Source organism: Streptomyces sp. NPDC059851, from assembly GCF_042732005.1.
GTDB lineage: Bacteria > Actinomycetota > Actinomycetes > Streptomycetales > Streptomycetaceae > Streptomyces.
The window spans coordinates 1-24,704 of the sequence record NZ_JBHWJJ010000128.1 but is presented as its reverse complement, the minus strand read 5'-3'; the positions used below and the strand labels follow the sequence as shown (position 1 = coordinate 24,704).

Below are 24,704 nucleotides of genomic sequence, written 5' to 3'. Positions count from 1 at the left end.
CAGCCCGCAGCGCGTGCTGCGGGGGCTTCGCCGTGAACCTCGGGCCGTGGGCCTCGGGCCGTGGGCCCTGCGGTCAGTGCGCGCCGGGGCCGCCCGGGGTGGCGGCCGGGTCCTTGCCCGCGGCCGCCGCCTCCTCGCTGTAGATGTCCGGCTCCAGGTAGATCACGCGGGCGATCGGGACCGCCTCGCGGATGCGGGCCTCGGCCGCGTCGATCGCCGCGGCGACGGTCGCCGCCGAGTCGGCGTGCCGGACGGCGATCTTGGCGGCGACGAGGAGCTCTTCGGGCCCCAGGTGCAGGGTCCGCATGTGGATGAGGCCGGTGACGGTCTCGCCGTCGACGACCGCGGCCTCGATCTTCTCGATCTCCTCCAGGCCCGCGGCCTCACCGAGCAGCAGGGACTTGGTCTCCACCGCCAGGACGACCGCGATCAGGATGAGCAGGGTGCCGATGGCGAGGGTGCCGATGCCGTCCCACACGCCGTCGCCGGTCAGCAGGGCGAGGCCGACGCCGCCCAGGGCGAGCACGAGGCCGACCAGCGCGCCGAGGTCCTCCAGGAGGACGACCGGCAGCTCGGGGGCCTTGGCCCGCCTGACGAACTGGGTCCAGGTGAGGCCACCGCGGAGCTCGTTCGACTCCTTGATCGCCGTACGGAAGGAGAAGCTCTCCGCGATGATGGCGAAGACCAGGACGCCGATCGGCCACCACCAGTCCTCGATCGGGTGCGGGTGCTTGATCTTCTCGTAGCCCTCGTAGAGGGCGAACATGCCGCCGACCGAGAACAGGATGATGGAGACCAGGAACGCGTAGATGTAGCGCTCGCGCCCGTACCCGAAGGGGTGTTGCGGTGTTGCCTCGCGCTGGGCCTTCTTCCCGCCGAGCAGCAGCAGTCCCTGGTTTCCGGAGTCCGCCAGCGAGTGGACGCTCTCCGCGAGCATCGACGACGAGCCGCTGAAGACGAAGGCCACGAACTTGGCTACCGCGATGGCGAGGTTGGCGGCGAGTGCCGCCACGATCGCCCTGGTTCCGCCCGACGCACTCATGGGTGCTTGATGTCCCTTCCTCGGTACGGCGGCCCAGGCCGGGGCGCCGCGCTACGGCCGCACATTCTTGCAGCCGCCGCCGCGGGCTCCGGCCCGGCCGGCGGCGTCAGAGGACGACGGTGGCGCGGTAGACGGTGCCCGTGCCGGACAGTTCGGTCTGCTCGCCGGCCGGCACGAACACCGATTCGCCCGGGGCGAGGGTCAGTTCGCCGGCCTTCGGGCGGCCCGCCGTGCACAACAGGATCTGCGGGGCGCCGGACGGGAGGGTGCTGGGGGCGGCGCCCGGGGCGAGGGTGAAACGGGAGAGCCGGAACTCGTCGATGGGGGTCTCGTAGACCTCTTCGCCGTTGCCCTCGGGGCGCAGCAGCGCCGGGTCGCCCGGCTCGAACCGGACGATCCGCAGCAGTTCGGGCACGTCCACGTGCTTGGGGGTGAGTCCTGCGCGCAGCACGTTGTCGGAGTTGGAGAGCAGTTCGACGCCGAGGCCGTCGAGGTAGGCGTGGGGGACGCCCGCGCCGAGGAACAGGGCCTCACCGGGCTGGAGTCGGACGTGGTTGAGCAGCATGGCGGCGATCACGCCCGGGTCGCCGGGGTGGTGGTGCACGAGGGTGGCGTACGGGGTGTACGGGCCCGCGAGCCGTTCGGCGGCGGCCGCGGCCTCGGCGACGGAGTGGGCCATCTCGGCGCGGTCTGCGGTCAGTACGGCGGTGAGCATCTCGCGCAGGGCCGCCTCCTCGGGGTGGGCCCGCAGCAGGTCCACGTACGGCTTGAGGGAGTTGACCTGTAGGCCGTCGAGGAGTCGGGCGGCCTCCAGGGGCGGGCGGAAGCCGCACAGTCCCTCGAAGGGGGTGAGTGCGCAGAGCACCTCGGGCTTGTGGTTGGGGTCCTTGTAGTTGCGGTGGGCGGCGTCGATCGGGATGCCGCGGCGCTCCTCCTCGGCGTAGCCGGCGCGGGCCTGTTCGAGGTCGGGGTGGACCTGGAGGGAGAGGGGGGCGCCGGCTGCGAGGATCTTGAAGAGGAAGGGCAGGCGGGGGCCGAACTTGGCGACGGCGGCGGCGCCGAGCTCGCGCTCGGGGTCGGCGGCGATGACGTCCGTGAGGGTGGTTTCGCCGGCGCCGCGGTCGAGGCGGGAGGGCGCGCCGGGGTGGGCGCCCATCCACAGCTCGGCCTGCGGTTCTCCGGTGGGCTCGGTGCCGAGGAGCGCGGGGATCGCGGTGGTCGATCCCCAGGCGTAGGGGCGGATCGTGTTCGTCAGGCGGTCCATCGTCGTCCGTCTTCCTGGATAGAGGGCAGGCACGGGACCGTGCTCAGCCGTGTCCTCGGGTGGCCGCGAGGGCGAGGTAGGCCGTGGCGAAGTCCGTGACGGCGAGGAGTTCCGCGAGCTGTTCGAGCTCGCCGCCTTCCTCGGGTTCGAGCTCGCTGACGGCCGTGTCGTGGCTGAGGGCGAGCTCGCGCGCGGCGGGGGCGGCGGAGAGGCCGCCCGTGGGCCGGTCGCGGAGCAGGACGACGCGGGCGCGGAGGGCCTGGGGCTCCTCGACCCGGTCACGGAAGAAGTCCTCGGGGTCGGCACCGGCCGCGAAGGCCCCGGCGAGCAGGACACCGTGGGCGGGCAGCGCCTCGGGGAGGTCGCCGGCCAGGGCGGGGCGGCCGGCGAGCTCGGCGAGGGTGGCGGCGAAGCGGCGGCCGGCCGGTCCGGCGCCGGTGCCCTCGCTCCAGATGAGGGGGAGGGAGTCGGCGAGCTCGGCGGCGAGGGTTTTGGCGGGGTTGGAGTAGGTGGCGATGGCGGGGCCGCAGCGTTCGGCGGTGCGGTCGAGGCGGTCGGCGACGTGCTGGAGGGTCTCGGGCGCGGCGGTGATGAGGCCGACCTTGTCGAGGAGCAGCAGGAGCGGGGTGAGCAGGGCCCACAGGGCGCCGGGTCCGGCCGCGGCGGACTCGTCGTACTCCTGGTACGGGGCCTTCGCCATGGGGACGAGGAGTCCGTGGGCGGCGTCGACGGCCTCGGTGAGCGGGGAGCGCTCGGGAGCGACGGCGACGACGGTGCAGCCGCGGCGGTAGGCCTGCTCGGCGAGGACGGCGAGGCCGGGCTCGGTGCCGTCGGTGGTGGTGATGAGCAGCAGGTCGACGGGGCCGGCCCAGCCGGGCAGGGTCCAGCGCAGGGCGCCGGGGGCATGGGCGACGCCGGTGGGGTGCAACCGGGTGACGGGGGCGGAGGCTCCGGCGAGGGCGCCGAGCAGGTCGGCCACACCGGTGGCGGCGGTGCCGGGGCCGGCGATGAGCACGGCGCGGGGCCGGCCGTCGGGGCGCAGGTCGGCCAGGCCGGCCTCGCTGGCGTGCCGGGCTGCGGTGCGGACCCTGGCCCCGGCCTCGGCGGCTCCGCGGAGCAGGCCGCGGCGGTCGGTGCGGGCGAGCTCCTCCGGGGCGTCGAGGAGCGACTCGTCGAGCATGGCGGCCTCCGGCTGGTTCAGAAGGGCGGGCGACTCGGTTGCTCGGGCGCCCGGCGCTGCGACGGGCGCCCTGTGCGTCGTGCGGCTGGACGTACTCAGGCGGGGCGGCGGGCCTCGTCCACGAGGAGGACCGGAATGCCGTCGCGGACCGGGTAGGCGAGGCCGCAGTCCCGGCCGGTGCAGATCAGCTCGGGAGCCGTCTCGTCGGCCGACTTGTCCTCCAGGGGCGAGTGGCAGGCGGGGCAGGCGAGGATCTCCAGAAGGCCGGCTTCGAGCGGCATGGGGCGCTTCCCTTCGAACATGCGGATTGGGCGAGGTCAGCGTACCGCCGGGCCGCGTCTCGCGCGGCCCGGCGGTGGCGCTGTGGTGGCACGGTGGTCAGGCTCGGACCAGGGCCAGGACCTCGTCGCGGACCCGGGCGAGGGTCTCGGGGTCACGGGCCTCCACGTTGAGGCGCAGCAGCGGCTCGGTGTTGGAGGGGCGCAGGTTGAACCACCAGTCGGCGGAAGTGGCGGTGAGGCCGTCCAGCTGGTCGAGGGTGACGCCGTCGGCGTCGCCGTACGCGGCCTTGACGGCGGCGATGCGGGCGGCCTGGTCGGTGACGGTGGAGTTGATCTCGCCGGAGCCGGTGTAGCGGTCGTAGGAGGCGACGAGGGCGGAGAGGGGGCCCTCCTGGCCGCCGAGGGCGGCGAGGACGTGGAGCGCGGCGAGCATGCCGGTGTCGGCGTTCCAGAAGTCCTTGAAGTAGTAGTGCGCCGAGTGCTCGCCGCCGAAGATGGCGCCGGTGCGGGCCATCTCCTCCTTGATGAAGGAGTGGCCGACGCGGGTGCGGACGGGGGTGCCGCCGTTCTCGCGGACGACCTCGGGGACGGACCAGGAGGTGATCAGGTTGTGGATGACCGTGCCGGTGCCGCCGTTGCGGGCGAGTTCACGGGCCGCGACGAGCGCGGTGATCGCGGACGGGGAGACGCCCTCGCCGCGTTCGTCGACGACGAAGCAGCGGTCGGCGTCGCCGTCGAAGGCGAGGCCGAGGTCGGCGCCCTCGGCGCGCACGCGGGCCTGGAGGTCGACGATGTTCTTCGGGTCGAGGGGGTTGGCCTCGTGGTTCGGGAAGGTGCCGTCGAGCTCGAAGTACATCGGTACGAGTTCCAGCGGCAGGCCCTCGAAGACGGTCGGGACGGTGTGGCCGCCCATGCCGTTGCCGGCGTCCACGACGACCTTCAGGGGGCGGATCCCGCTGAGGTCGACGAGCGACTTGAGGTGCTCGGCGTAGCCGATGAGGGTGTCCTGCTCGGTGACGGTGCCGGGGGTGGTGCCCTCGGGGGCGGCGGGGAGGCCTTCCTCGGACCACTTCTCGACGAGCTCCCGGACGGCCGCCAGGCCGGTGTCCTGGCCGACGGGGGCGGCGCCGGCGCGGCAGAGCTTGATGCCGTTGTACCGGGCCGGGTTGTGGGAGGCGGTGAACATGGCGCCGGGCAGGTCGAGCTTGCCGGAGGCGTAGTACAGCTGGTCGGTGGAGCACAGCCCGATCAGCGTGACGTCGGTGCCGCGGGCGGCGGCGCCGCGCGCGAAGGCGGCCGACAGGCCGGGGGAGGAGGGCCGCATGTCGTGGCCCACGACGATCGCCGTGGCGGCGGTGACCTCGACGAAGGCGGCACCGAAGAGCTCGGCCAGCGATTCGTCCCACTCGTCGGGCACGACGCCGCGTACGTCGTACGCCTTGACGATGTTCGAGAAATCTGCGGCCACTGCCTGCCCTCCTGAAAGTCCTGTGCGGGGGCCAAACCTACCGTGCGGGGAGATCGTCCGATCGGGCCGTGGTGCCCGCGGGACGCCGTGGTCCCGGGGACTCCGTGGTCCCGGGGACCCCGTCGGAAGCTGCGGCCCTCAGGAGTCGGGGGAGCGCAGCACGCGCAGGTGCCCGCGGCGGGTCTCCCCGCCGGACCCCGGGCCGCCCTGGGCGGATCCCCGGCCGGCCTCGGCGGCGCGGTCCTGCGGGCGGGCCGCCTCGCGGACGGCGTTGGCCAGTGCTTCGAGGTCGTCGCCGCTCGGGCGGGACGGACCCGACCCGTCGGTCAGGCGCACGACCTCCCAGCCGCGCGGCGCGGTGAGGCGCTCGGAGTGCTCGGCGCACAGGTCGTAACAGTGGGGTTCGGCGTACGTGGCGAGCGGGCCGAGAACTGCGGTCGAGTCGGCGTAGACGTACGTCAGGGTCGCGACGGCAGGGCGGCCGCACGCGGTGCGCGAACAGCGACGTACAAGGCTCACGACGTTGGACGGTACCGCACTCTTGACCGGGCCGCGACGACTCTCCCGCCGGTCACTCCCCCGTGTCGCCTCCTCGACGGGGCCCGGTGGATGCCGAAACGCCCCGGTCGGGGCCCGTTTCGGGGCTACGCTGCGGGGGTGACCGACAGTCCTGTGCCGCCCCGCGCACCGCATCCCGCCGATCCCCCCGCCGCACCGCGCGTCCGCCGGCGCGACCGGCACGGGCGGGGGATGCGGGGACCGGTGGCCCCGCCCCAGGTGCCCCTGGCCGCGAGCCGGGCCGAGCTCTTCGGCGACCTCGTACGGGAGTCGGTCGAGCGGCTGGAGCGGCGCTGGCCGCAGCTGGCCGAAGTGGAGTTCCTGGTCGCGGACGTGCCCGGGCCGCCGGGCGGGCCCGACGGCGGCTGGAACGACGAGGCGGTGCCGTTGGGCGCGCTGTCGGAGCCGGCGGGCCCGGGGAGGCCGGCGCGGATCGTGGTGTTCCGGCGGCCGGTGGAGATCCGGTCGAAGACGCGGGACGACCGGGCGTTGCTCGTGCACGAGGTCGTGGTGGAGCAGGTGGCGGAGCTGCTGGGGTTGTCCCCCGAGACGGTGGATCCGCGGTACGGCCAGGACTGACGCCCACCGGGCGCCGGGCGGGGCGGGAGCTCGCCCCGCCCCGGGGTCGGCTATCCGGTGAGCACCGAGAGGTCCTGCACGGCCTTGGGCACCGGGACCGTCCCGCGGTCGTCGGACAGGGTCTGGACGGTGAACATCACGACGCCCTCGTGGGGCAGCGTCAGCGTGCGCGCCGCGTGGACCGGGCCGCCTGAGAGGGTTTCGACGGTCAGCGCGTAGGCGCCCTTCGCCCCCGCCGGAGCCAGGGGGACGGTCTGCGTGGTGCCCGCCTTGACGGTGACCTCCTTCGATGCCTGCTCGCCCGCCTCCGTCCCCGGCGAGGCGGTGACCTTCACCTTCGCGTCGGCCCCGACCGCGGTCAGCGACAGCACGCTCGCGTTCTCGTCGGCCCGGTTGTCGGCGACGGTGGCCCGCGCGCCCACCGGTCCGGCGGACGGTACGAAGGCCAGCTCCTGCTTGGCGCCACTGCCGCGGACCACGCGCAGCGCCGCCACGACCGGTACGGCCTTCTTCGGGTCGGCCGGGGCGAGCAGCAGCGAGCCCGCCTCGCCGCGGGTGACGTCCCCCAGGTCCACGCTCGCCGTCATACCGGCCTTGACGTGCAGCTGCTCGGTGCCGGCCGGGCTGATCGAGCCGTTCGGTCCGGCCAGCTTCACGGAGAGGTCCGCGTCCTCCTCGCCGGGCGCGAACGCGATCAGCTTCACGGAGGTGGCGTCCGCGGGGATCCCGGGCAGCACCTGCGCGGCGGCCGGATCGGCGGAGGCCGGCAGCCAGTCCGCCCCGACGCCTTCCTCGCCGACCTGGAGGGATGCGCCGACGCGGCCGGCGCGGGTGGTCACGTGCGCGGTGACGTCGGCCAGCTCCTTGCCGGGCGCGAGGGAGGCCAGCGAGATCGCCTTGGTGGAGCGGGGGTCGATGCGGATGTTCTCGCTGACCCCGGTCTCGTCCTTGACCACGCCGTCGGGGCCGAACATCTTGACGTCGATCACGGCGGCGGTGTCGTCCGGGTTGGTGAGGTGCACGTAGTCCTCGCGCCCCTTGGCGGTGCTCGCGCCGGGGAACCAGAAATCGGTGCCGGGAGCCGTACAGCCGACGCCGAGCAGGCCACGGGCCCGGCCCACCGAGACCTTGGTGGTCTGCTGGGCCGTCCAGCCGGGGGCGAGGACGCCGTCGGCGGTGCCGGCGAGGCCCGGGGCCTCGGCGCCGGAGGCGGTCGCGCCGACCGGCTTCCCGCGCTCCTTCAGTTCCAGGACGGGCTTGGCCTCCTTGGTGGCCCCGAGCAGGCGGGCGGAGCCCGAGCCGCCGCCGACCGCGCCGGGGGTGATCGCCGCGTACGTGGTCTCGGCGATGTCGGAGGAGCTGGGCGCCGGGCAGACGAGCGCGGACCGCTCGACCGGCATCCGGGGCGCGGCCGCCTTGCGGTCGTCGGCGACCGGGGCGGCGGGCGCGGTGAGGTGGGCGGCGCCGGCGAAGGCTGCGAGGGCCGCGGCGGCGGCCGCCAGCGTCAGGGATGCGCGCTGCTTCACTGCTGGTGGCTCCCGTCGGGACGCTGGTCGTGCTGTCCGTAGGCGTCGTACGGCTGCTGCCCGTACGGGTGCGGGTACGGGTGGACGTGGGGCTGCTGGGGCTGCTGGGGCTGCTGGGGCTGCTGGGGGTAAGCCTGGTAGAGGTCGTAGCCCTGGTACGGGTACTGCTCCTGCTCCCCGGCCTGGGTGGGGACGTGGGGCTGCGACGGGGCCGCCTGCCCGTACGCGTAGGCCTGGTCACCGTAGCCCGGGTGACCGTGAACGTGGTCGCCCTGGCCCTGGTCACCGTACGCCTGGTACGCGTAGGCCTCCTCCCCGTACACCGGCTGCGCGGGGATCCCGGCGTACGGGTCGGCGACGGCTCCCGCGGGCTCGGCCGCGCCCCCGCCCACGGGGGCGGCAGCCGGCTCGTCGGTCCCGGCGCGCAGGCGGCGGGCCCGGCGGCCCTCACCGGCCTCGCCGGGGGCGGGCCGGTCGGCGGCGGGGTCCTCGTCCGGCAGGTCGTCGTCGAGGCTCGCACGGCGGCCGGGCAGGGCCATCACGAGCAGCAGCAGGGCGAGCGAGCCCTGGGCCCAGTGCCAGGCGGTCCGGGGGAAGGAGTCCTCGTGGACGAGGTCGAGGCGGCCGCCGGCGGCGGGCAGTTCGAAGCCCTGGGCCCAGCCGTCGAGGGTCTTGGCCTTGAGCGGCTCGCCGTCGAGGGTGGCCCGCCAGCCGGGGGCCGCGCGGTCGGCGATCCGCAGGACGCGGCCCGCCTCGCCCGCAGGGATCTTGGTGTGGGCCTCGACGGGGCCGGAGGCCACGGGGATGGGGGCCTCGCCCGGCTTGCCGGAGACGATGACGGCCCGGGCGACCTGGCGGTCCACCCGCCACAGGGCGCTGCCGTCGAGCTGGCTGAGCCGGCTCAGGCCGGGGGTGGTGTCGAGGACCTTGTGCATCTGCTGCGGGGCGCTGTCGCGGACCAGGACGTAGCGGACGCCGTAGCCGCTGAGCTGGTCGCTCTGGTCGGCGCCGGAGCCGGCGACGAGGCTGGAGACGACCTTGTCCAGGGCGGGGGTGCTGCCGGCGTCGGCGGCGAGTTCGGCGTCGCCGAGGCTGCCGCCGGAGCCGCGTACGAGGGTGTAGGAGACGGTGGCGGGTGAGGTGCCGCCGAGGACGAGGGTGCGGGCCTGGTCGCGGGTGCCGCCCTCCTCGGCGACGAAGGCGGGTACCTGGACGGGGTCGCGCCGCTCCAGCGGGCCGGCTGCTCCGGAGACCGCCCAGCCGGCGGCGGCGAGCAGCGGGCCGGCGACGGCCGCCAGGGCGATCAGTGCGGCGGCGGGCTGGCGCCAGCCGAAGCTGCTGGCGGCGACGCGCTGCTTGGCCCCGTCGGCGCCGACGGCGGCGGCGGCGAGCAGGGCGAGCCCGTACACGAGGGCGGCGGGTCCGGCCCAGCCGGTCCGGTTGAGCACGACGGCGAGGGCCAGGGCGGCGAGGGCGGCGACCCAGGCGGCGCGGACGGCGAGCCGCCGCTCGGCGCGCAGCAGGGCGGCCAGGGCGGCGAGGACGATGCCGAGGAGCAGCAGGCCGCCGGGGGTGCGGGGGCCGCCGGGGCTGAGGCCGACGAGGTCGAGGGCGGTGGCCTGGCCGGTGGTGCCGGGCAGGCCGGCCTCGTTCAGGAGGCGGCCCGGGTGCAGGAGCAGCCCGATCGACCAGGGGGCGAGGACGACGAGGGGGACGGCGAGGGACGCGAGCAACCGCAGCCCGTACGCCTTCCGGTCGGCGCGGCGCCGCACCACGGCGGCGGCGCCGAGGACGACGGCCAGCGGCCACACGACGGGGGTGAAGGCGGTGGCCAGGGTCAGCAGGAGGGTGTACGTCCACACCGCGCGCCGTCCGCCCCGCTGGTCGGGGGCGTCGGCCGCGGCGTCGGCGGGGCCGAGGGCGGAGACGGCGGAGCGGGCGAGGAGCGGGAGGAGGATCGCGAGGACGGCGGTGCCGAGGCGGCCGCCGGCGAGGGCTCCCGTGACGGCGGGCAGGAAGGCGTAGGCGACGGCGGCCCAGGCGCGCAGCAGTCGGGAGTCGACGAGGGGGCGGGAGGCGAAGTAGGCGGTGAGTCCGGCGAGGGGGACCGAGCACACCAGCAGCAGGGTCAGGGCGGCGTCGGTGGAGCCGAGGAGCAGGGTGGACAGGGCTCCGAGGACGGCGAGGTAGGGGGGTGCGCCGGCGGTGGATCCGGTGCCGACGGGCTGCCAGTCGCGGGTGTAGCGGTGCCAGAGGTCGAGGCCGCCGTCGGGGGCGGGGAGCAGGGCGCCGCCCATGAGGGAGCCGCCGCCGAGGAGGCCGCGGCAGGCGATGACGGAGACCAGCAGGAGGAGGGCGAAGAGGACCGGCGCGGGGTTGCGGGCGATCCGCTTCAGGCGGGAGGACCGTTCGACGTGGAGGTAGTCGGCGTCCTCGCCGCCGGGGCCGGACTCGCCTGCTCCGCCGTGCCGGCCGGCGGTGGCGCCGTCGGTGTCGCGGCCGCTGCCGAGGTGTCCGGCGAGCTGTTCGGCACCGGCCCGGACGGTGGCGCCGGGCGGCGGGAACAGGGGGCGCAGGTCCCCGGCGGGGACGGCGGGGCGGCCGCGCCGGCGGCGGGCACCGAGGATGCGGCCGGGGCGCAGCAGGGTGGCGAGGAGGCCGGTGAACTCGTCGACGGCTTGGCCGGGGGCCTTGCCGACGAGGTAGCCGAGGGTGCGCAGCACCGTGCCGGTGATCAGGCGCAGCAGGACGTACGGCAGTGCCCGGCCGGAGGTGTTGGCGAGCATCGTGTAGACGGCGCCGGCCTTGTCGACGCGGTGCGGGCTGACGGCGCTGCGGCCGGCGCAGTCCACGGTGCGGCGTTCGCGGGCGGCGGCCTCGGCGTGCCGCAGGACGGCGTCGGGGGCGACCAGGACGGTGTGGCCGGCGCTCTGGGCGCGCCAGCACAGGTCGACGTCGTCGCGCATGAGGGGTAGGCGGCGGTCGAAGCCGCCGAGGGCGTCGTAGACGTCGCGGCGCACGAGCATGCCCGCGGTGGAGACGGACAGGACGTGGCGGACCTGGTCGTGCTGGCCCTGGTCCTGTTCGCGGCGGTCGAGGCCGGTCCAGCGGCGGCCGTTGCGGGCGATGGTGACGCCGGCTTCGAGGAGCTGCTTGCGGTCGTACCAGCCGCGGAGTTTGGGGCCGATGACGGCGGCGTCGGGGTTTTCGTCGGCGACGCGGAGCAGTTCGGTGAGGGCGTCGGGTTCGGGGGCGCTGTCGTCGTGGAGCAGCCAGAGCCACTGGACGGGTTCGCCGTGGGGCAGTTCGGGGAGGTCGTAGGTGTCGTCGCGCCAGGTGCGGCTGACGGGGTCCCAGCCGCTGGGCCGCTTGAGGTAGGGCAGGTCGTCGGGGGTGGGGGTGCCGGCGGAGCGGGCGGCCTCGTCGACGGCGGCCCCGAATCCGGTGCGGCGGGCGAGGTGGAGGACGCGGTCGTCGCCGAGGGCCTCGGACAGCAGGCGGGCGGAGTCGTCGGCGCTGCCGGTGTCGGCGGCGACGTGGTTCTGGGCGGGGCGTTCCTGACCGAGGAGCCCGGCGAGGGTCTTGGGCAGCCAGCGTGCTCCGTCGTGGGCGACGAGGACCGCGGTGACGACGTGCCGGGGGAACTGGGGGGTGGCGGCAGCCTGGTAGGCCGTCGACTGGCTGTGCAGGGACATCGCTCTACTGGCCCTCCGGCCTGGGGGTCCCCCCGGGCGGGCGGGGGGAGGGTCCGCGGGTGGTGTGCCCTCGGAGGCTGCTGGACAGCGCCCCACACTAACGGCTGGCAACACGCCGGTCCGCCTCCTGCGGGGAAGGGGCAGGAGGCGGACCGTGTGGTGTGCTCATGGAGTTGTTCTGCGTACGGCGGGAGCGGTCAGACGGCGGCCTTTTTCAGTCGGCGGCGCTCGCGCTCGGACAGGCCGCCCCAGATGCCGAACCGCTCGTCGTTGGCGAGGGCGTACTCAAGGCATTCGGAGCGGACTTCGCAGGCGAGGCAGACCTTCTTGGCCTCGCGGGTGGAGCCGCCCTTCTCGGGAAAGAAGGACTCGGGGTCGGTCTGCGCGCACAGGGCGCGCTCCTGCCATCCGAGCTCTTCGTCCGCTTCCTCGACCAGCAGTTCCTGAAACAGCTCGGTCATGTGCGCCCCTTGCTCTGTCTGTGCATCCCCGTGGTGGCGTCGTTACTCATCGCTACGTAACGACACGAGTGAAATTACAAGTGGGGGGCTCCAGCGCAGTCAAGCTGGGATCTGCTATTGGGGCCCTTATTCACTCTGCGGAACCAAGGCTATGCAGAAAGTGATCAAATCGCCAAAAATCGTGACACATGCCACCCGTGTCCAACTGCGCCCACTTCACCCGCAATCGACGCGGCACCCTGCGGACCGGTTGCAATCCGGCCAAAGAAGCGGCGCAGATCACATTCCGATCACGAGTTGGCATCGCACGTTTGAACGGGGCAATAGCGGGACCTGGAGCGCCATCTCCCCGGTCGAGGGGTGCACAAACCTTTCTCCCACCGCGTTAACCGGATCAGATGAACCTTTTCCGCCAAACCGGTCATTGGGTTGACAGTCCGGCCCCGTACCCGGTCTCCTTGTCCCCATGTCAGTGACCGCAGCCGCCAACCGGACCCCCGTTCGTGGGTTCCTGCGTGCTGCCCAGGTCTGTTGTTGCTGTTGCAGCTGTTGATGCCTTCGGGGCTTCGGCTCCGCTGAGCTCCGGCCACCCCACAGCAACCGCCAGCACCCCTGACATCCTTCGAGGACCCGCGATGCGCACCCCCGCACCCACTGCCTCCGCCTCCGCTACTTCCGCCGCTTCCACCGCTTCCGCCGTGGCGACGGCCGACCGCCCCGCGGTCACGGAGAGCGACCTCCAGATCGCCGGCGACATCCTCGCCGTCCAGCACCTCCTCCAGCCGTCCCGCGAACACCCCGCCACCGTCGCCGAGTTCGCCGGTCTCGCGCGGTCCATCGCCGAGGACCGCGCGAGCTGGGAGCACCTCGTCCGCTACGACGCCACCACCCGCTGGTACCACCGCCTGCGCACCGTCCCCCAAGCCCTCGGCTCCGATCCAGCAGGGGGTGCCCCCGTCGGCTACGAGGTGTGGCTCCTCAGCTGGGTCCCCGGCCAGGGCAGCGGCCGGCACGACCACGGCGCCTCCTCCGGCATCCTGACCGTCCTCGACGGCACCCTCACCGAGCACAGCACCCGCGGCGCCCTCACCCTCCGGGCCGGCGCCCAGCGCGTCTTCGCGCCCGGCTACGCCCACGAGGTCGTCAACGACGGCCTCGACGGAGCGGTCAGCCTGCACGTCTACTTCCCCGGCCTGACCGAGATGCCCATGCACAACTGCTCCCCCGCCCTGCCCGAGGCCCTCTCCGCCTGACCGGCACCGCGCCTGACGGTCCCGCCCGTCGCCCGACCACCACCCCCAACGCACGGACTGCGGCTGACAGACTGTCCGCATGCGCATTGTTGTTCTGGCCGGCGGCATCGGCGGCGCCCGTTTCCTCCGCGGACTGAAGTCGGCGGTCCCCGACGCGGACATCACGGTCATCGGCAACACCGGTGACGACATCCACCTGTTCGGGCTCAAGGTGTGCCCCGACCTCGACACCGTCATGTACACGCTCGGCGGCGGCATCAACGAGGAACAGGGGTGGGGCCGCACCGACGAGTCCTTCACCGTCAAGGAGGAACTCGCCGCCTACGGGGTCGGACCCTCCTGGTTCGGCCTCGGCGACCGAGACTTCGCCACCCACATCGTCCGCACCCAGATGATCAGCGCCGGCTACCCGCTGAGCGCCGTCACCGAAGCCCTCTGCGACCGCTGGCAGCCCGGCGTCCGTCTGCTGCCCATGTCCGACGACCGCGTCGAGACGCACGTCGCCTTCACCGACACCGGCACCGGCGAACGCCGCGTCATCCACTTCCAGGAGTACTGGGTCCGGCTGCGCGCCTCCGTCGACGCGGAGGCCGTCGTACCCGTCGGCGCCGAACAGGCCAAGCCCGCGCCCGGCGTGCTCGAAGCCGTCGCCGCCGCCGACGTGATCCTCTTCCCGCCGTCCAACCCGGTGGTCTCCGTCGGCACGATCCTCGCCGTGCCCGGCATCCGCGAGGCCGTCGCCGCCGCCGCGGCACCCGTCGTCGGCCTCTCCCCCATCGTCGGGGGCGCCCCCGTGCGGGGCATGGCCGACAAGGTGCTGGCCGCGGTCGGGGTCGAAGCCACCGCCGCAGCCGTCGCCCGCCACTACGGCGCCGACCTCCTCGACGGCTGGCTCGTCGACACCGCGGACGCCGACGCCGTCGCCGAAGTGGAGGCCGCCGGGATCGCCTGCCGCGCCGTGCCACTGATGATGACCGACCTCGACGCGACCGCCGAGATGGCCCGCGCCGCCCTCGCCCTCGCGGAGGCCTCCCGGTGAGCGTGCCCCCTCCGTCGCCGTCGCCGTCCCCCTCGTACGAGGTGTGGGCCCTCGCCGGGATCCCGGAGGTCCGGCCCGGCGACGACCTCGCCCGGCTCGTCGCCGACGCGGCGCCCGGACTCCGGAACGGCGACGTCCTGCTCGTCACCTCGAAGATCGTCTCCAAGGCGGAGGGCCGCATCGTCCGGGCCGACTCGCGCGAGGAGGCCATAGACGCCGAGACCGTACGGGTCGTCGCGCGCCGCGGCCCGCTGCGGATCGTCGAGAACCGGCAGGGCCTGGTCATGGCCGCCGCCGGCGTCGACGCCTCCAACACCGAGCCCGGCACCGTCCTACTGCTGCCCGAGGACCCCGACGCCTCCGCCGCCGCCATCCGCGCCGGACTGCGCGAGCTGCTCTCCGTGGACGTCGGCGTCATCGTCACCGACACCTTCGGACGGCCCTGGCGGGCCGGGCTGACCGACGTGGCCATCGGCGCCGCCGGCGTACGCGTCCTCGACGACCTCCGCGGCGGCACCGACGCGCACGGCAACCCGCTCAACGCCACCGTCATCGCCACCGCCGACGAACTGGCCGCCGCCGGCGACCTCGTCAAGGGCAAGGCCGACGGACTGCCGGTGGCCGTCGTCCGCGGGCTCGGTCACGTGCTCGGCGAGGGCGCCACCGCCGCGCAGCTGGTACGGGCCGCCGCAGACGACATGTTCCGCCTCGGCACCTCCGAAGCGGTACGGGAGGCCGTCACGCAACGCCGCACGGTACGGGCCTTCACCGCCGAGCCCGTGGACCCGGCCGCGGTCCGGCGGGCCGTCGCGGCCGCGGTGACCGCCCCGGCGCCGCACCACACGACGCCGTGGCGGTTCGTCCTGCTCGAATCCGAGGCGGCGCGGCACGAACTGCTGGACGCGATGCGGGACGCGTGGATCGAGGACCTGCGGCGCGACGGCAAGACCGAGGAATCCATCGCCAAGCGGATCCGGCGGGGCGACGTCCTGCGGAACGCGCCCTACCTGGCGGTGCCGTGCATGGTGATGGACGGTGCCCACGCGTACGGGCACGCCCGGCGGGACACCGCGGAGCGGGAGATGTTCGTCGTCGCTACCGGCGCAGGCGTGCAGAACTTCCTGGTCGCGCTGGCCGGGGAGCGGCTGGGGTCGGCGTGGGTGTCGTCGACGATGTTCTGCCGGGACGTGGTGCGCAAGGTGCTGGGGCTCCCGGAGGACTGGGACCCCATGGGGGCCGTCGCCATCGGGCATGCGGCGGAGGCGCCGCGCGAGCGGGTGGAGCGGGACGCCGAGCGTTTCATCACCGTCCGCTGACCCGCCGCCGTCCGCTGCCGCCTGCGGGCCGCGGCCGCCTCCCGCGCAGTTCCCCGCGCCCCTGGTGGGGCTCCGCCCCGGCATGCGTTCGGCCGCGGGCCGTCGGGGGTTGCGCGCGCAGTTCCCCGCGCCCCTGAAGCCCCGCCTCGCGGTTGTGCGCCGTCAGAGGTGGGCGATGTCGTTGCGGTACATCTTGGGGGCGCGGCGGGGTGGGGTGCGGCCGGCCAGGAGGATGAGGCGGGCCGCACGGTGGCGCTGGCCCGCGTACGGGACGAGCAGTTCGAGCATGGCGGCGTCGTCGGCGTCCCGGTTGCCGGCCAGGGCGTAGCCGATGATGCCGGGCAGGTGGAGGTCGCCGGTGGTGACGGCGTCCGGGTCGCCGTTGCTGCGCTGGAGCGTCTCCGCGGAGGTCCACGGGCCGATGCCGGGGACGGCCTCCAGCCGGGCGGCGGCCCGCCCCGGTGGCATCGCGGCGGCCTCCTCCATCCGGGCCGCGACCCGGACGGCCCGGACGATGGTCCCGGAACGCTTGGCGTCGACCCCGGCCCGGTGCCAGTCCCAGGACGGGATCAGCGCCCAGGTCCGGGCGTCCGGCATGACGCACATGTCCACGTCCTGGGGCCCCGGCGCGGGCTCCCCGTGCCGGCGCACCAGGCGGCGCCAGGAGCGGTAGGCCTCGTCGCTGGTGACCTTCTGCTCCAGGACGGTCGGGATCAGCGACTCCAGGACCAGCCCGGTGCGGGTCAGGCGGAGGCCGGGGCGGCTGCGGTGGCTGAGGTGCACGAGGCGGTGGCGGGGGACGAAGGCGGACGGGTCGTCGTCGGCTCCGAGGAGGGCGGGCAGGCCTTCGAGGATCCACTCGGCGCCGGGGCCCCAGGCCTCGGCGTGAACCGTGCCGGTGGGGCGGTCTGCGGCGACCCGGAGCGTGGCGGGGCCCAGAGGGGTACGGCTGGCCCGCCAGACGGAGCCGTCGGGGGTGACGCGGAAGGTGGGGTCGTGGGGGCCGCGGCGCAGCGGGCCGAGCGTGAGGCCCAGGTCCACGGGGCCTTCGGGTGCCCACACCCGGCTCCGGGCCCCGGCCCCCGCCGGGACCCCGCGGGCCGCGGGCACGCCGGTGCGGCCGCCGCGCACGGCGGCGCGGGTCAGGGGGTCGAAGCGGCCGGCCATGCCATGAGCGTATCGCCGCCACCGACCCGTCAGGACTCGGTGCGGGCCGTCGGGGGCCGAGCGCGCGGTTCCCCGCGCCCCTGGGCGCCGCCCCGCGCGGCAACGGCCCTGCGGGCACGCCCGGGGGCGCGGGGAACCGCGGGGAACCGCGGGCAACCGCCCACGGCCCGCAGCCGGACACCTGGCTCGGGGCCGGAGCCGGACAGCGCCCGTGGGGCGGAGCCGGGTCAGCGGCCCTGGAGTTTGGCCGAGGCCGTGCGGGTCGGGGGGAGCTGGTTGTAGAGGAGCTTGCCGGGGCATTCGGTGGCGAAGCCGTCCCGGTGCCCGGAGATCACGTTCATCTTCACGCTGCTGCCCTTGGCGTACAGGTTCCCGCCGCCCGACTTCAGCGTGGTCGTGGCCCGCGGGTCCCGGTTGAACAGCCCCAGCTTCCAGGCCGTGAGCGCGGCCACCGAGTCCACGGCGGCCGCCGGCGGGGCGGTGGTCGCGTACGTGCCGAGGACGGCGATGCCCATGCTGTCGGTGTTGAAGCCCATGGTGTGCGCGCCGAGCACCGGCTTGGCGACTCCGCCCGCCCGGCCCTCGTACACGGTGCCGCACTTGTCGACGGCGAAGTTGTAGCCGAAGTCCCGCCAGCCGGCGCTGACCACGTGGTACCGGTACAGGCTGCGCAGCACGGCCGGGGCGTCCGTGCAGGCGTAGTTGTTGCCGGAGGCGGTGTGGTGCACGAAGGCCGCCTTGACCGTGCTCGTGTACGCGAAGGCCTTCTCGCGCAGCGTTTCGTCCGCGCCCCAGCCCAGCCGGGTGACGATGCGCGGGCGCGGGCCGATGTACGGGGTGCTGCTGAGGGCGCCGTCGCCGGCGAGGACCGCGTCGGCGATGGAGTCCTCCCGGTTGAGGGCGGTGATCTCCTTGGCGCCGAGCGGGGCCAGCGGGACGTTGGCGGAGGAGGCCTCCGCCGTGGCCGTCGACATGACGGGCTGTGCCACGGCGTCGCCCTTGTCGTCGTCGCCGGTTGCGCCCGAGCCCGTGACGTTCTTGGCGTCCCCGCCGGCCGGCGGGTCGGTCTCGCCGGGGTCGACGAGTTCGATCCGCAGGCCCGAGGGGAGGTGGGAGGGGACCGCCGAGCGGGCGGTGGAGGTGATCGGGGTGCCGGGTTCCGCCTGGACCCGGACCTCGATGCCGTCGGATTCGCCGACCCACAACGGGGCGGTGCTGCCGCGGACCCGGCCATTGCCCCGTTCGAGCGTTCCGGGGTCGGGGGCGTGCTCGCTGTTGCGGGTTTCGACGTCCTGCCAGTCGGACCAGGTGCCGGTGCGCGCGGAGCGGGTGCGCACCTGGACGTGGCCGAAGAGCTGGGTGCCGGCGTCGTCCCAGACGACGCCGACCAGCGAAAACTTGTTGACCGCGCGGGCAGCCAGGCCCCGGGTTCCGGGCAGGTGCGGCGAGGTGCTCATGCCGGGGACGCCGGGCGATCGGTGGGCCGCGGACCCCAGTGGGGCGAGCGGCAGGGACTGGGTGGAGCCGGCGGGGGCCGTGGGCGCCGCGGGGGACGACTCGGCCAGGGCCGGGGTGGTCAGGGCGAGCGGCAGGGCGAGGGCGGCGGCCGTTGCGACGCCGACCGCGGAAGCAAGGAATCCACGCATGCAAGCGATGCTGAGCAAAGGCACCGCGGACCGCCATCGGAGAACTGACGGGCCGTCTGTTGGCCGTCGGGTGCGGCTCCCCCGGACGGGCGAGCGGCGGACCGCCGTACGGACGAGGGGTCCCGCGTACGCTGGGGCGGGTGAACGCTTCTGACCGCACCCCCGCCGACCTGCTGCGATCCGCGCTCGCCGCCGATCCGGGCCGCCCGCTCGTCACCTTCTACGACGACGCCACGGGCGAACGCGTGGAATTGTCCGTCGCCACCTTCGCCAATTGGGTGGCCAAGACCGCCAACCTGCTCCAGGGCGACCTCGGAGCCGAGCCCGGCGACCGGCTCGCGCTGCTGCTGCCCGCGCACTGGCAGACCGCCGTGTGGCTGCTCGCGTGCGCCTCGGTCGGGGTGGTGGCCGAGGTGGGCGGGGATCCGGCGGACGCCGATCTCGTGGTGAGCGGCCCCGACACCCTGGAGGAGGCGGCCGCCTGCCCGGGTGAGCGGGTGGCGCTCGCGCTGCGGCCGCTGGGCGGGCGGTTCCCGCAGCCGCCCGCCGGGTTCGCGGACTACGCGGTGGAGGTGCCGGGGCAGGGCGACCGTTTCGCCCCGTTCGTCCCGGTGGATCCGGAGGGGCCGGGGCTGGTGGTCGGCGGTGAGGAGCTGTCGTACGCCGGGATCCTCGGGCGGGCCCGCAAGGACGCGGCACAGCTCGGCCTGGAGCCGGGGTCGCGGCTGTTGTCCGGGCTGGGCTTCGACACCTGGGAGGGCCTGTCCGCGGGATTGTTCGCGGCCCTGGTGGCGGGCGGGTCCGTGGTGCTGTGCCGCCACCTCGACCGGCTGCCGGCGGAGGACCTGGACCGGCGGACCGACGCGGAGCGGATCACCCACGCGGTGCGGTGAGCACGACGCCGGGGCACGATGCCTGAGCGCAACGCCCGGGCACCACGCCCGGGCGCACCGCCGGGTCCGCCCGCGACCGGCGCACAGACGGCCATCTTTCACCCGTTCGGCTCTCGACAAGGGGCCGTCCCCGGGCCGCGTCCCGGGCGCGGGGGCACGATGCTTACGGCCGTGCGTGCACCCGTACGGCCTCCTGCCCACGCGGTGAGGACGGTACGCGAGTGACGGACAGCGCAGGCATACCCGACGCCACCGGGACGGCAGGAGGCTCCCCCGAGCCTCCGCGCCGCCGTCGGCGCCGGCTGCTGCGCTGGGCCGGGATCGGGACCTCGCTGCTGGTGCTGGCCGGGGCGGGCACGGGCTGGTGGCTGTACCGCAAGCTCGACGCGAACATCACCGCGGACACCTCGGCCGCGTCCGAGCTGGAGCGCTTCGAGGAGGAGCGCCCGACGCCCCTCGCGGGCGGCTCCCGGAACATCCTGTTGATCGGCTCCGACTCGCGCTCCGGCGCGGACAACTCCCGCTACGGGCGCGACGGCGGCACCCAGCGCTCGGACACGGCGATCCTGCTGCACCTGCCCGCGGACCGGCGGAGCGCGACGGCGGTCTCCATCCCCCGGGACCTGATGACGGAGGTCCCGAGCTGCCTGACGGCGGACGGGAGCCGCACCGCGCAGCGGTTCGCGCAGTTCAACTGGGCGTTCCAGTGGGGTGGGGCCGCCTGCACGATCCGTACGGTGGAGAAGCTGACCGGGATCCGGGTCGACCACCACATGGTGGTGGATTTCGGCGGGTTCAAGAAGATGGTCGATGCGGTCGGCGGTGTGGAGGTCTGCCTCAAGCGGCCGATGAACGACCCCGAGGCCCGGCTGAGCCTCCCGGCGGGCCGGCAGACCCTGCGCGGCGAGCGGGCGCTCGGTTTCGTGCGCGCCCGCTACAGCCTGGGCAACGGCAGCGACACCGAACGGATGGAGCGCCAGCAGCAGTTCCTCGGCGCGCTGGTGAAGAAGGTGCAGAGCAACGGAGTGTTGCTGAACCCGGGCCGGCTGTACCCGCTGCTGGACGCGGCGACCTCGTCGGTGACGACCGACCCGGGGCTGGCCTCGCTGCGCGGGCTGTACGAACTGGTGCGGGGCATCCGGGGCATACCGACCGACCAGGTGAAGTTCCTGACGGTGCCGCGCCGTCCGTACGCATCCGACCCGAACCGGGACGAGCTCGCCGAACCGGACGCGACCCGGCTGTTCCAGCGGCTGCGCGCGGACGAGCCGCTGACGGTGGCCCCGCCGGCGGAGCCTGACGGCAGGGAACCTGATGCCGCACGGGCCGGGACCGGCAGCGCCGAACCGTCGCCGGCCGGAACCGGTACGACGCCCGCGCCCGTCCCCACCTTCACGGGCACCACTGCGGGGATGACCGACTGCCGGTAAAGCAATGCCAAAAGCCGGTGTCAGAAGCGCGGAGCTTGGGCGGTTTGCCCTGTTATAAGGGGAGTGGAATTTGTCACCACCATGGTTTGGAGCTGACCAGGGCGGATAAGGTGAGCGGTCCGGTGCCCCGGCCAGCAAAGAGGCCGTGCACCAGCAGCCGGATCGTTGACCGGGCGTCTTGGGGGAGGCGCGTCGCGAGGCACCGACGGAGGATTCGAGCAACCGTGGATGCGCAGAGCCGTGGGCGGGCAGAGGAGATCGACCCCGCAGACCAGTGGGTGCTCAACCCCCGCACCGGCAACTACGAACTGCAACTGGACCGCAGCGCTCCGCAAGGACAGCGCTCGGTGACCCCCCGCCGCCGGTCGAGCGGCGCCCGCTCCGGGGGGCCCGCCACGCCCCGGCCCCCGAAGGGCCCCCAGGCGCCCCAGGGACCCCCGAGCACCCCGAAACCCGCGGCCCCGGAGAACCGCAACCCCGCGGTCCCCGGGCCGCGCCGCGGCGAGACCCCGCCCGGGCGGCGCACCGGGCGGAACCGCAAGGCCGGCTCGGGCGGCACCCGCCGCAAGCGGTTCATGGTCGTGACCGGCGGCACCCTCGCGTTCCTCCTGGTCGGCGGCTCGCTCGGGGCGTACTTGTACTACAACCACCTGAACGGCAACCTGAAGGTCACCGATGTCGGCGACGCGGGCACGGGCGGTTTCAAGAAGGACCAGCCCATCAACATCCTCGTCATCGGCACCGACAAGCGCTCCGGCGCCGGCAACGAGGGTTACGGGGACGCCGGGAGCGTCGGCCACGCCGACACCACGATCCTGTTCCACGTCTCCAAGGACCGCACCAACGCCACCGCGCTGTCCATCCCCCGCGACCTGATCACGAACATCCCGGCCTGCCCCACCAAGCAGCCCGACGGGACGATGAAGACGATCCCGGGCCAGAAGGGGACCCGCTTCAACACCAGCCTCGGCCAGGAGGGCCGCGACCCGGGCTGCACGATGCGCACGGTCAAGGAGCTCACCGGGATCACCGTCGACCACTTCATGATGGTGGACTTCAACGCGGTGAAGGTGCTGAGCAGCGCCGTCGGCGGCGTGCCCGTCTGCCTGGACAAGGCCGTCGACGACGAGGACTCCAAGCTGAAGCTGGGCCCCGGCGAGCACCGGCTCCAGGGCGAACAGGCCCTGGCCTTCGTACGGACCCGGCACGCCTTCGGCAACGAGAGCGACCTCGACCGCATCAAGACGCAGCAGCAGTTCATGAGTTCGATGCTGCGTGAGATGAAGTCGAAGGAGACCCTGACCAGCCCGAAGAAGTTCTTCTCCCTCGCCGAGGCGGCCACCAAGTCGCTGACCGTGGACTCGGGGATAGGGTCCATCGAAAAACTCACCAACCTGGCCGGTGAGTTGAAGAGCATGGACCTCAAGAACGTCACCTTCGCCACCCTGCCGGTGCTCGACAACCCGGCCGAGAAGGTGAAGGCCACCGTCGTCCTCAACAACGCGCTGGCCGACCCCCTGCTCCAGATGATCCGGGGAGACGTCTCGCTCACCGAGGTCGAGAAGAAGGAACAGGCCGCCAAGGACGCGGCCGATGCCGAGGCGAAGGCCAAGCAGGACGCGCTCATGCAGGGCCCGCGCGCCGCGGCGAAGGACGTACGGGTGGAGATCTACAACGGCGGCGGGCCCGGGGGCTCGGCCTCCACCACCCTGGCCTGGCTGCAGAACAGCAAGGGCGTCACCAAGGCGAGCAACCTCGGCAACGCGCCCGCCAAGCTGGAGGCCACGCAATTGGAGTTCGCCCCGAACCAGGCGGACCAGGCGCGGGCGCTGGCGGACATCATGGGCCTGCCGGCCTCGGCGCTGAAGGTGGGCACGGCGGACGCCGGGCCCCGGACCGCGATGAAGCTGACGCTCGGCGCGGACTTCAAGGGGGCGGGGATCTCGATGACGGCGCCCCAGAAGGCGCCCGATGACATCCAGCGCGTCGAGGCGGACAAGGCCGTCTGCGCGAAGTAGCCGCCCGGCCGGCCCGGCCGGCCATCGCACGTGCGCCGGCGCGGCCGGCGCACCACAGTCATGAAGTGATTTCGAGGGGGGACCCGTGAGGAACGACAGCATGCGGGGGGAGGGGGCGTCCGCCCGGCCGGCCGACGACATGTCCGGCGGCCCCTCCGACGGACCAGCCGTGCCCGGAGCCGCCGCGCCCGGAGCCGCCGCGCCCGGAAACGGAGACCCGGGCACCCGGGACCCGGCCACCGGTGTGCCCGCGCCCCGGCGCGGCAAGCGGCGCATACTGCGCTGGACGGCCTCCGTCCTGGCCTTCCTCATACTCGCGACGGCGGCGGCGGGCTACCTCTACTACCGGCACCTCAACGGCAGCATCCAGACCGACGCGCTCAACCTCGGCGACAGCAAGCTGGGCGGGTCCAAGCCCAACGCCTTCGGGCAGACCCCGCTGAACATCCTCCTCATCGGCTCCGACGCCCGCGACGGCGCGGAGAACCAGGCCCTCGGCGGCGCCAGGGACACCTTCGACGGACCGCCCCTGGCGGACGTGCAGATGCTGCTGCACCTGTCCGCGGACCGCACCAACATGTCGGTGGTGTCCATGCCGCGCGACACCTTGCTGAAGATGCCCAAGTGCACCGAGCCGACCGGCAAGGTCCACCCGGCCAGCAGGGGCCTCGTCCAGACCAACGAGTCCCTCAGCCGCGGCGGCCCCGGGTGCACGGTCGCCGCCTGGCAGGAGCTGACCCGCATCCCGATCGACCACTTCATGATGATCGATTTCAAGGGCGTGGTGACGATGGCGGACGCCATCGGCGGCGTCCCGGTCTGCGTCCAGGAGAACGTGCACTCCCGTACCAGGGACGGCAAGGGCTCCGGCCTGAAGCTGCCCAAGGGCGAGAACGTCATCCAGGGCGAGGTCGCCCTGCAGTGGCTGCGCACCCGCTACGGCTTCGAGGACGGCAGCGACATAGGCCGCGCCCACGCCCAGCACATGTACATGAACTCGATGGCCCGCGAGTTCCGCGCGAACGCCAAGCTGAGCAACCCGATGAAGCTGAACAGCCTGGCGCAGGCGGCCATCAAGGCCATGGTCGTCGACCCCGGCCTGAACAAGATCGACAAGCTGTACGACCTGAGCATGGAGCTCAAGAAGGTCGCCCCGGGCCGGATCACCATGACGACCATGCCGTGGATCTACAGCCCGTCGGACTCCGCCCGGGTCGAGCCCAAGCCGGGCGAGGCCGAGGACCTGTTCCGGATGATCCGCGAGGACATCCCGCTCGACGGCAAGGGCCCCGAGCAGCCCGGCGGCGCTGCCTCCCCCGCCCCGTCCTCGTCCTCGTCCGCCGCGGCGCCCGGCGCCGCCGCGTCCGGCGCACCGGCGGCCCCCTCCCAGCCGGCCGTCGACCAGGCCGCTCCGCCGGCGAGGATCCCGATCACGGTGCGCAACGCCACCGGCGGCAAGGACGGCGCCCAGGGCAAGGTGAAGGGCCGGGCCACCGAGGTCGTCTCGGTCCTGGCCGGCAAGGGCTTCACCAAGGCCGTCGCCGACAACCTGACCGGAGCAGAGGACACCACCGTGGTCCGCTTCTCCAGCCCGGACCTGGCGGGCGACGCGGCGGCCGTGGCCACCGCGTTGGGCCTGCCGGCCTCGGCGGTGCAGAAGGTGGACGACGTCACCGGGATCCTGCTGCTCGTGGGCAAGGACTGGCGGACCGGCAGCGCGCCGACCCCGCCCCCGCCGGCCCCGACCAAGGCCCCCGACTCGGCCCGCCCGCTCAACGGCGACAACGACAAGGAGTGCATGGCGATCCAGCCGGGCTTCACCTGGTAGCCCGGCCGCCCGCACGGCCACGGCGAAGGGGCCCGGTGCCACGGTCCACGGGACCGTGGC

19 protein-coding genes are annotated in these 24,704 nt (G+C 74.1%); 8 read left to right on the top strand and 11 right to left on the bottom strand.

The window, feature by feature from the left end; all coding sequences use genetic code 11:
- Window positions 1-73 precede the first annotated feature (73 nt).
- The 6 genes from ACFV7Q_RS31120 to ACFV7Q_RS31095 form a co-directional block, all read right to left on the bottom strand.
- Window positions 74-1,042: a cation diffusion facilitator family transporter gene (locus ACFV7Q_RS31120; protein ID WP_385433509.1), complete on the bottom strand. Its 969-nt coding sequence runs from the start codon at window positions 1,040-1,042 to the stop codon at window positions 74-76.
- A gap of 106 nt (window positions 1,043-1,148) precedes the next feature.
- Window positions 1,149-2,306, bottom strand: a complete 1,158-nt coding sequence (gene manA, locus ACFV7Q_RS31115; protein WP_385433507.1) for a mannose-6-phosphate isomerase, class I — start codon at window positions 2,304-2,306, stop codon at window positions 1,149-1,151.
- Between the two features lie 43 nt (window positions 2,307-2,349).
- Entirely contained in the window at window positions 2,350-3,486 is a 1,137-nt protein-coding gene (locus ACFV7Q_RS31110; RefSeq protein ID WP_385433505.1) for an SIS domain-containing protein, read from the bottom strand.
- Window positions 3,487-3,581: 95 nt separating this feature from the next.
- Window positions 3,582-3,767 (bottom strand): Trm112 family protein, encoded by a 186-nt coding sequence (locus tag ACFV7Q_RS31105; RefSeq protein WP_054222355.1) that lies wholly within the window; start codon window positions 3,765-3,767, stop codon window positions 3,582-3,584.
- A 97-nt stretch (window positions 3,768-3,864) separates the two neighbouring features.
- Window positions 3,865-5,235 (bottom strand): phosphomannomutase/phosphoglucomutase, encoded by a 1,371-nt coding sequence (locus tag ACFV7Q_RS31100; protein ID WP_385433503.1) that lies wholly within the window; start codon window positions 5,233-5,235, stop codon window positions 3,865-3,867.
- A 138-nt stretch (window positions 5,236-5,373) separates the two neighbouring features.
- Window positions 5,374-5,754, bottom strand: a complete 381-nt coding sequence (locus ACFV7Q_RS31095) for a DUF3499 domain-containing protein (protein WP_385433501.1) — start codon at window positions 5,752-5,754, stop codon at window positions 5,374-5,376.
- Between the two features lie 90 nt (window positions 5,755-5,844).
- Between ACFV7Q_RS31095 and ACFV7Q_RS31090 the strand changes: the two genes are divergently transcribed.
- Entirely contained in the window at window positions 5,845-6,372 is a 528-nt protein-coding gene (locus ACFV7Q_RS31090; protein WP_385433499.1) for a metallopeptidase family protein, read from the top strand.
- A gap of 50 nt (window positions 6,373-6,422) precedes the next feature.
- On the opposite strand, the gene ACFV7Q_RS31085 is transcribed toward ACFV7Q_RS31090, so the two are convergent.
- The 3 genes from ACFV7Q_RS31085 to ACFV7Q_RS31075 form a co-directional block, all read right to left on the bottom strand.
- Window positions 6,423-7,898 carry a DUF5719 family protein gene (locus tag ACFV7Q_RS31085; RefSeq protein WP_385433497.1) on the bottom strand — a complete coding sequence of 492 codons (1,476 nt, stop codon included), beginning with the start codon at window positions 7,896-7,898 and terminating at the stop codon, window positions 6,423-6,425.
- A complete protein-coding gene (locus tag ACFV7Q_RS31080; protein ID WP_385433494.1) occupies window positions 7,895-11,593 on the bottom strand; it encodes a glycosyltransferase family 2 protein in 3,699 nt (1,232 codons plus the stop codon). The genes ACFV7Q_RS31085 and ACFV7Q_RS31080 overlap by 4 nt, the downstream gene beginning before the upstream one ends.
- Before the next feature lie 197 nt (window positions 11,594-11,790).
- Window positions 11,791-12,054 (bottom strand): WhiB family transcriptional regulator, encoded by a 264-nt coding sequence (locus tag ACFV7Q_RS31075; protein ID WP_003983763.1) that lies wholly within the window; start codon window positions 12,052-12,054, stop codon window positions 11,791-11,793.
- Window positions 12,055-12,689: 635 nt separating this feature from the next.
- Between ACFV7Q_RS31075 and ACFV7Q_RS31070 the strand changes: the two genes are divergently transcribed.
- The 3 genes from ACFV7Q_RS31070 (at window position 12,690) to ACFV7Q_RS31060 (ending at window position 15,662) form a co-directional block, all read left to right on the top strand.
- Window positions 12,690-13,307, top strand: coding sequence for a cysteine dioxygenase (locus ACFV7Q_RS31070; protein ID WP_385433491.1), 618 nt, complete (start codon window positions 12,690-12,692; stop codon window positions 13,305-13,307).
- Window positions 13,308-13,386: 79 nt separating this feature from the next.
- Window positions 13,387-14,346 carry a 2-phospho-L-lactate transferase gene (cofD, locus tag ACFV7Q_RS31065; RefSeq protein ID WP_385433489.1) on the top strand — a complete coding sequence of 320 codons (960 nt, stop codon included), beginning with the start codon at window positions 13,387-13,389 and terminating at the stop codon, window positions 14,344-14,346.
- Window positions 14,343-15,662, top strand: a complete 1,320-nt coding sequence (locus ACFV7Q_RS31060) for a coenzyme F420-0:L-glutamate ligase (RefSeq protein ID WP_385433487.1) — start codon at window positions 14,343-14,345, stop codon at window positions 15,660-15,662. Before cofD ends, ACFV7Q_RS31060 begins: the two co-directional genes overlap by 4 nt.
- 162 nt (window positions 15,663-15,824) lie before the next feature.
- Here the strand turns inward: ACFV7Q_RS31060 and ACFV7Q_RS31055 are convergent, their stop codons facing one another.
- Window positions 15,825-16,829 (bottom strand): DNA-3-methyladenine glycosylase family protein, encoded by a 1,005-nt coding sequence (locus ACFV7Q_RS31055; RefSeq protein WP_385433485.1) that lies wholly within the window; start codon window positions 16,827-16,829, stop codon window positions 15,825-15,827.
- Window positions 16,830-17,056: 227 nt separating this feature from the next.
- Window positions 17,057-18,475 carry a peptidoglycan recognition protein gene (locus tag ACFV7Q_RS31050; protein ID WP_385433483.1) on the bottom strand — a complete coding sequence of 473 codons (1,419 nt, stop codon included), beginning with the start codon at window positions 18,473-18,475 and terminating at the stop codon, window positions 17,057-17,059.
- 140 nt (window positions 18,476-18,615) lie between these two features.
- On the opposite strand from ACFV7Q_RS31050, the gene ACFV7Q_RS31045 reads away from it, so the two are divergent.
- The 4 genes from ACFV7Q_RS31045 (at window position 18,616) to ACFV7Q_RS31030 (ending at window position 24,644) form a co-directional block, all read left to right on the top strand.
- Window positions 18,616-19,368 (top strand): TIGR03089 family protein, encoded by a 753-nt coding sequence (locus tag ACFV7Q_RS31045; RefSeq protein WP_385433481.1) that lies wholly within the window; start codon window positions 18,616-18,618, stop codon window positions 19,366-19,368.
- A 221-nt stretch (window positions 19,369-19,589) separates the two neighbouring features.
- Window positions 19,590-20,798 (top strand): LCP family protein, encoded by a 1,209-nt coding sequence (locus ACFV7Q_RS31040; RefSeq protein ID WP_385433479.1) that lies wholly within the window; start codon window positions 19,590-19,592, stop codon window positions 20,796-20,798.
- A gap of 224 nt (window positions 20,799-21,022) precedes the next feature.
- A complete protein-coding gene (locus tag ACFV7Q_RS31035) occupies window positions 21,023-22,816 on the top strand; it encodes an LCP family protein (RefSeq protein WP_385433477.1) in 1,794 nt (597 codons plus the stop codon).
- A 100-nt stretch (window positions 22,817-22,916) separates the two neighbouring features.
- Window positions 22,917-24,644 carry an LCP family protein gene (locus tag ACFV7Q_RS31030; RefSeq protein WP_385433511.1) on the top strand — a complete coding sequence of 576 codons (1,728 nt, stop codon included), beginning with the start codon at window positions 22,917-22,919 and terminating at the stop codon, window positions 24,642-24,644.
- The last annotated feature ends 60 nt before the right edge of the window (window positions 24,645-24,704 follow it).

Coding starts and splice junctions, on each gene's coding strand:
- ACFV7Q_RS31120 (WP_385433509.1), bottom strand. CDS start 1,042: ATGAGTGCGTCGGGCGGAACCAGGGCGATCGTGGCGGCACTCGCCGCC.
- manA (WP_385433507.1), bottom strand. CDS start 2,306: ATGGACCGCCTGACGAACACGATCCGCCCCTACGCCTGGGGATCGACC.
- ACFV7Q_RS31110 (WP_385433505.1), bottom strand. CDS start 3,486: ATGCTCGACGAGTCGCTCCTCGACGCCCCGGAGGAGCTCGCCCGCACC.
- ACFV7Q_RS31105 (WP_054222355.1), bottom strand. CDS start 3,767: ATGCCGCTCGAAGCCGGCCTTCTGGAGATCCTCGCCTGCCCCGCCTGC.
- ACFV7Q_RS31090 (WP_385433499.1), top strand. CDS start 5,845: ATGCCGAAACGCCCCGGTCGGGGCCCGTTTCGGGGCTACGCTGCGGGG.
- ACFV7Q_RS31080 (WP_385433494.1), bottom strand. CDS start 11,593: ATGTCCCTGCACAGCCAGTCGACGGCCTACCAGGCTGCCGCCACCCCC.
- ACFV7Q_RS31075 (WP_003983763.1), bottom strand. CDS start 12,054: ATGACCGAGCTGTTTCAGGAACTGCTGGTCGAGGAAGCGGACGAAGAG.
- ACFV7Q_RS31070 (WP_385433491.1), top strand. CDS start 12,690: ATGCGCACCCCCGCACCCACTGCCTCCGCCTCCGCTACTTCCGCCGCT.
- cofD (WP_385433489.1), top strand. CDS start 13,387: ATGCGCATTGTTGTTCTGGCCGGCGGCATCGGCGGCGCCCGTTTCCTC.
- ACFV7Q_RS31055 (WP_385433485.1), bottom strand. CDS start 16,829: ATGGCCGGCCGCTTCGACCCCCTGACCCGCGCCGCCGTGCGCGGCGGC.
- ACFV7Q_RS31050 (WP_385433483.1), bottom strand. CDS start 18,475: ATGCGTGGATTCCTTGCTTCCGCGGTCGGCGTCGCAACGGCCGCCGCC.
- ACFV7Q_RS31030 (WP_385433511.1), top strand. CDS start 22,917: ATGCGGGGGGAGGGGGCGTCCGCCCGGCCGGCCGACGACATGTCCGGC.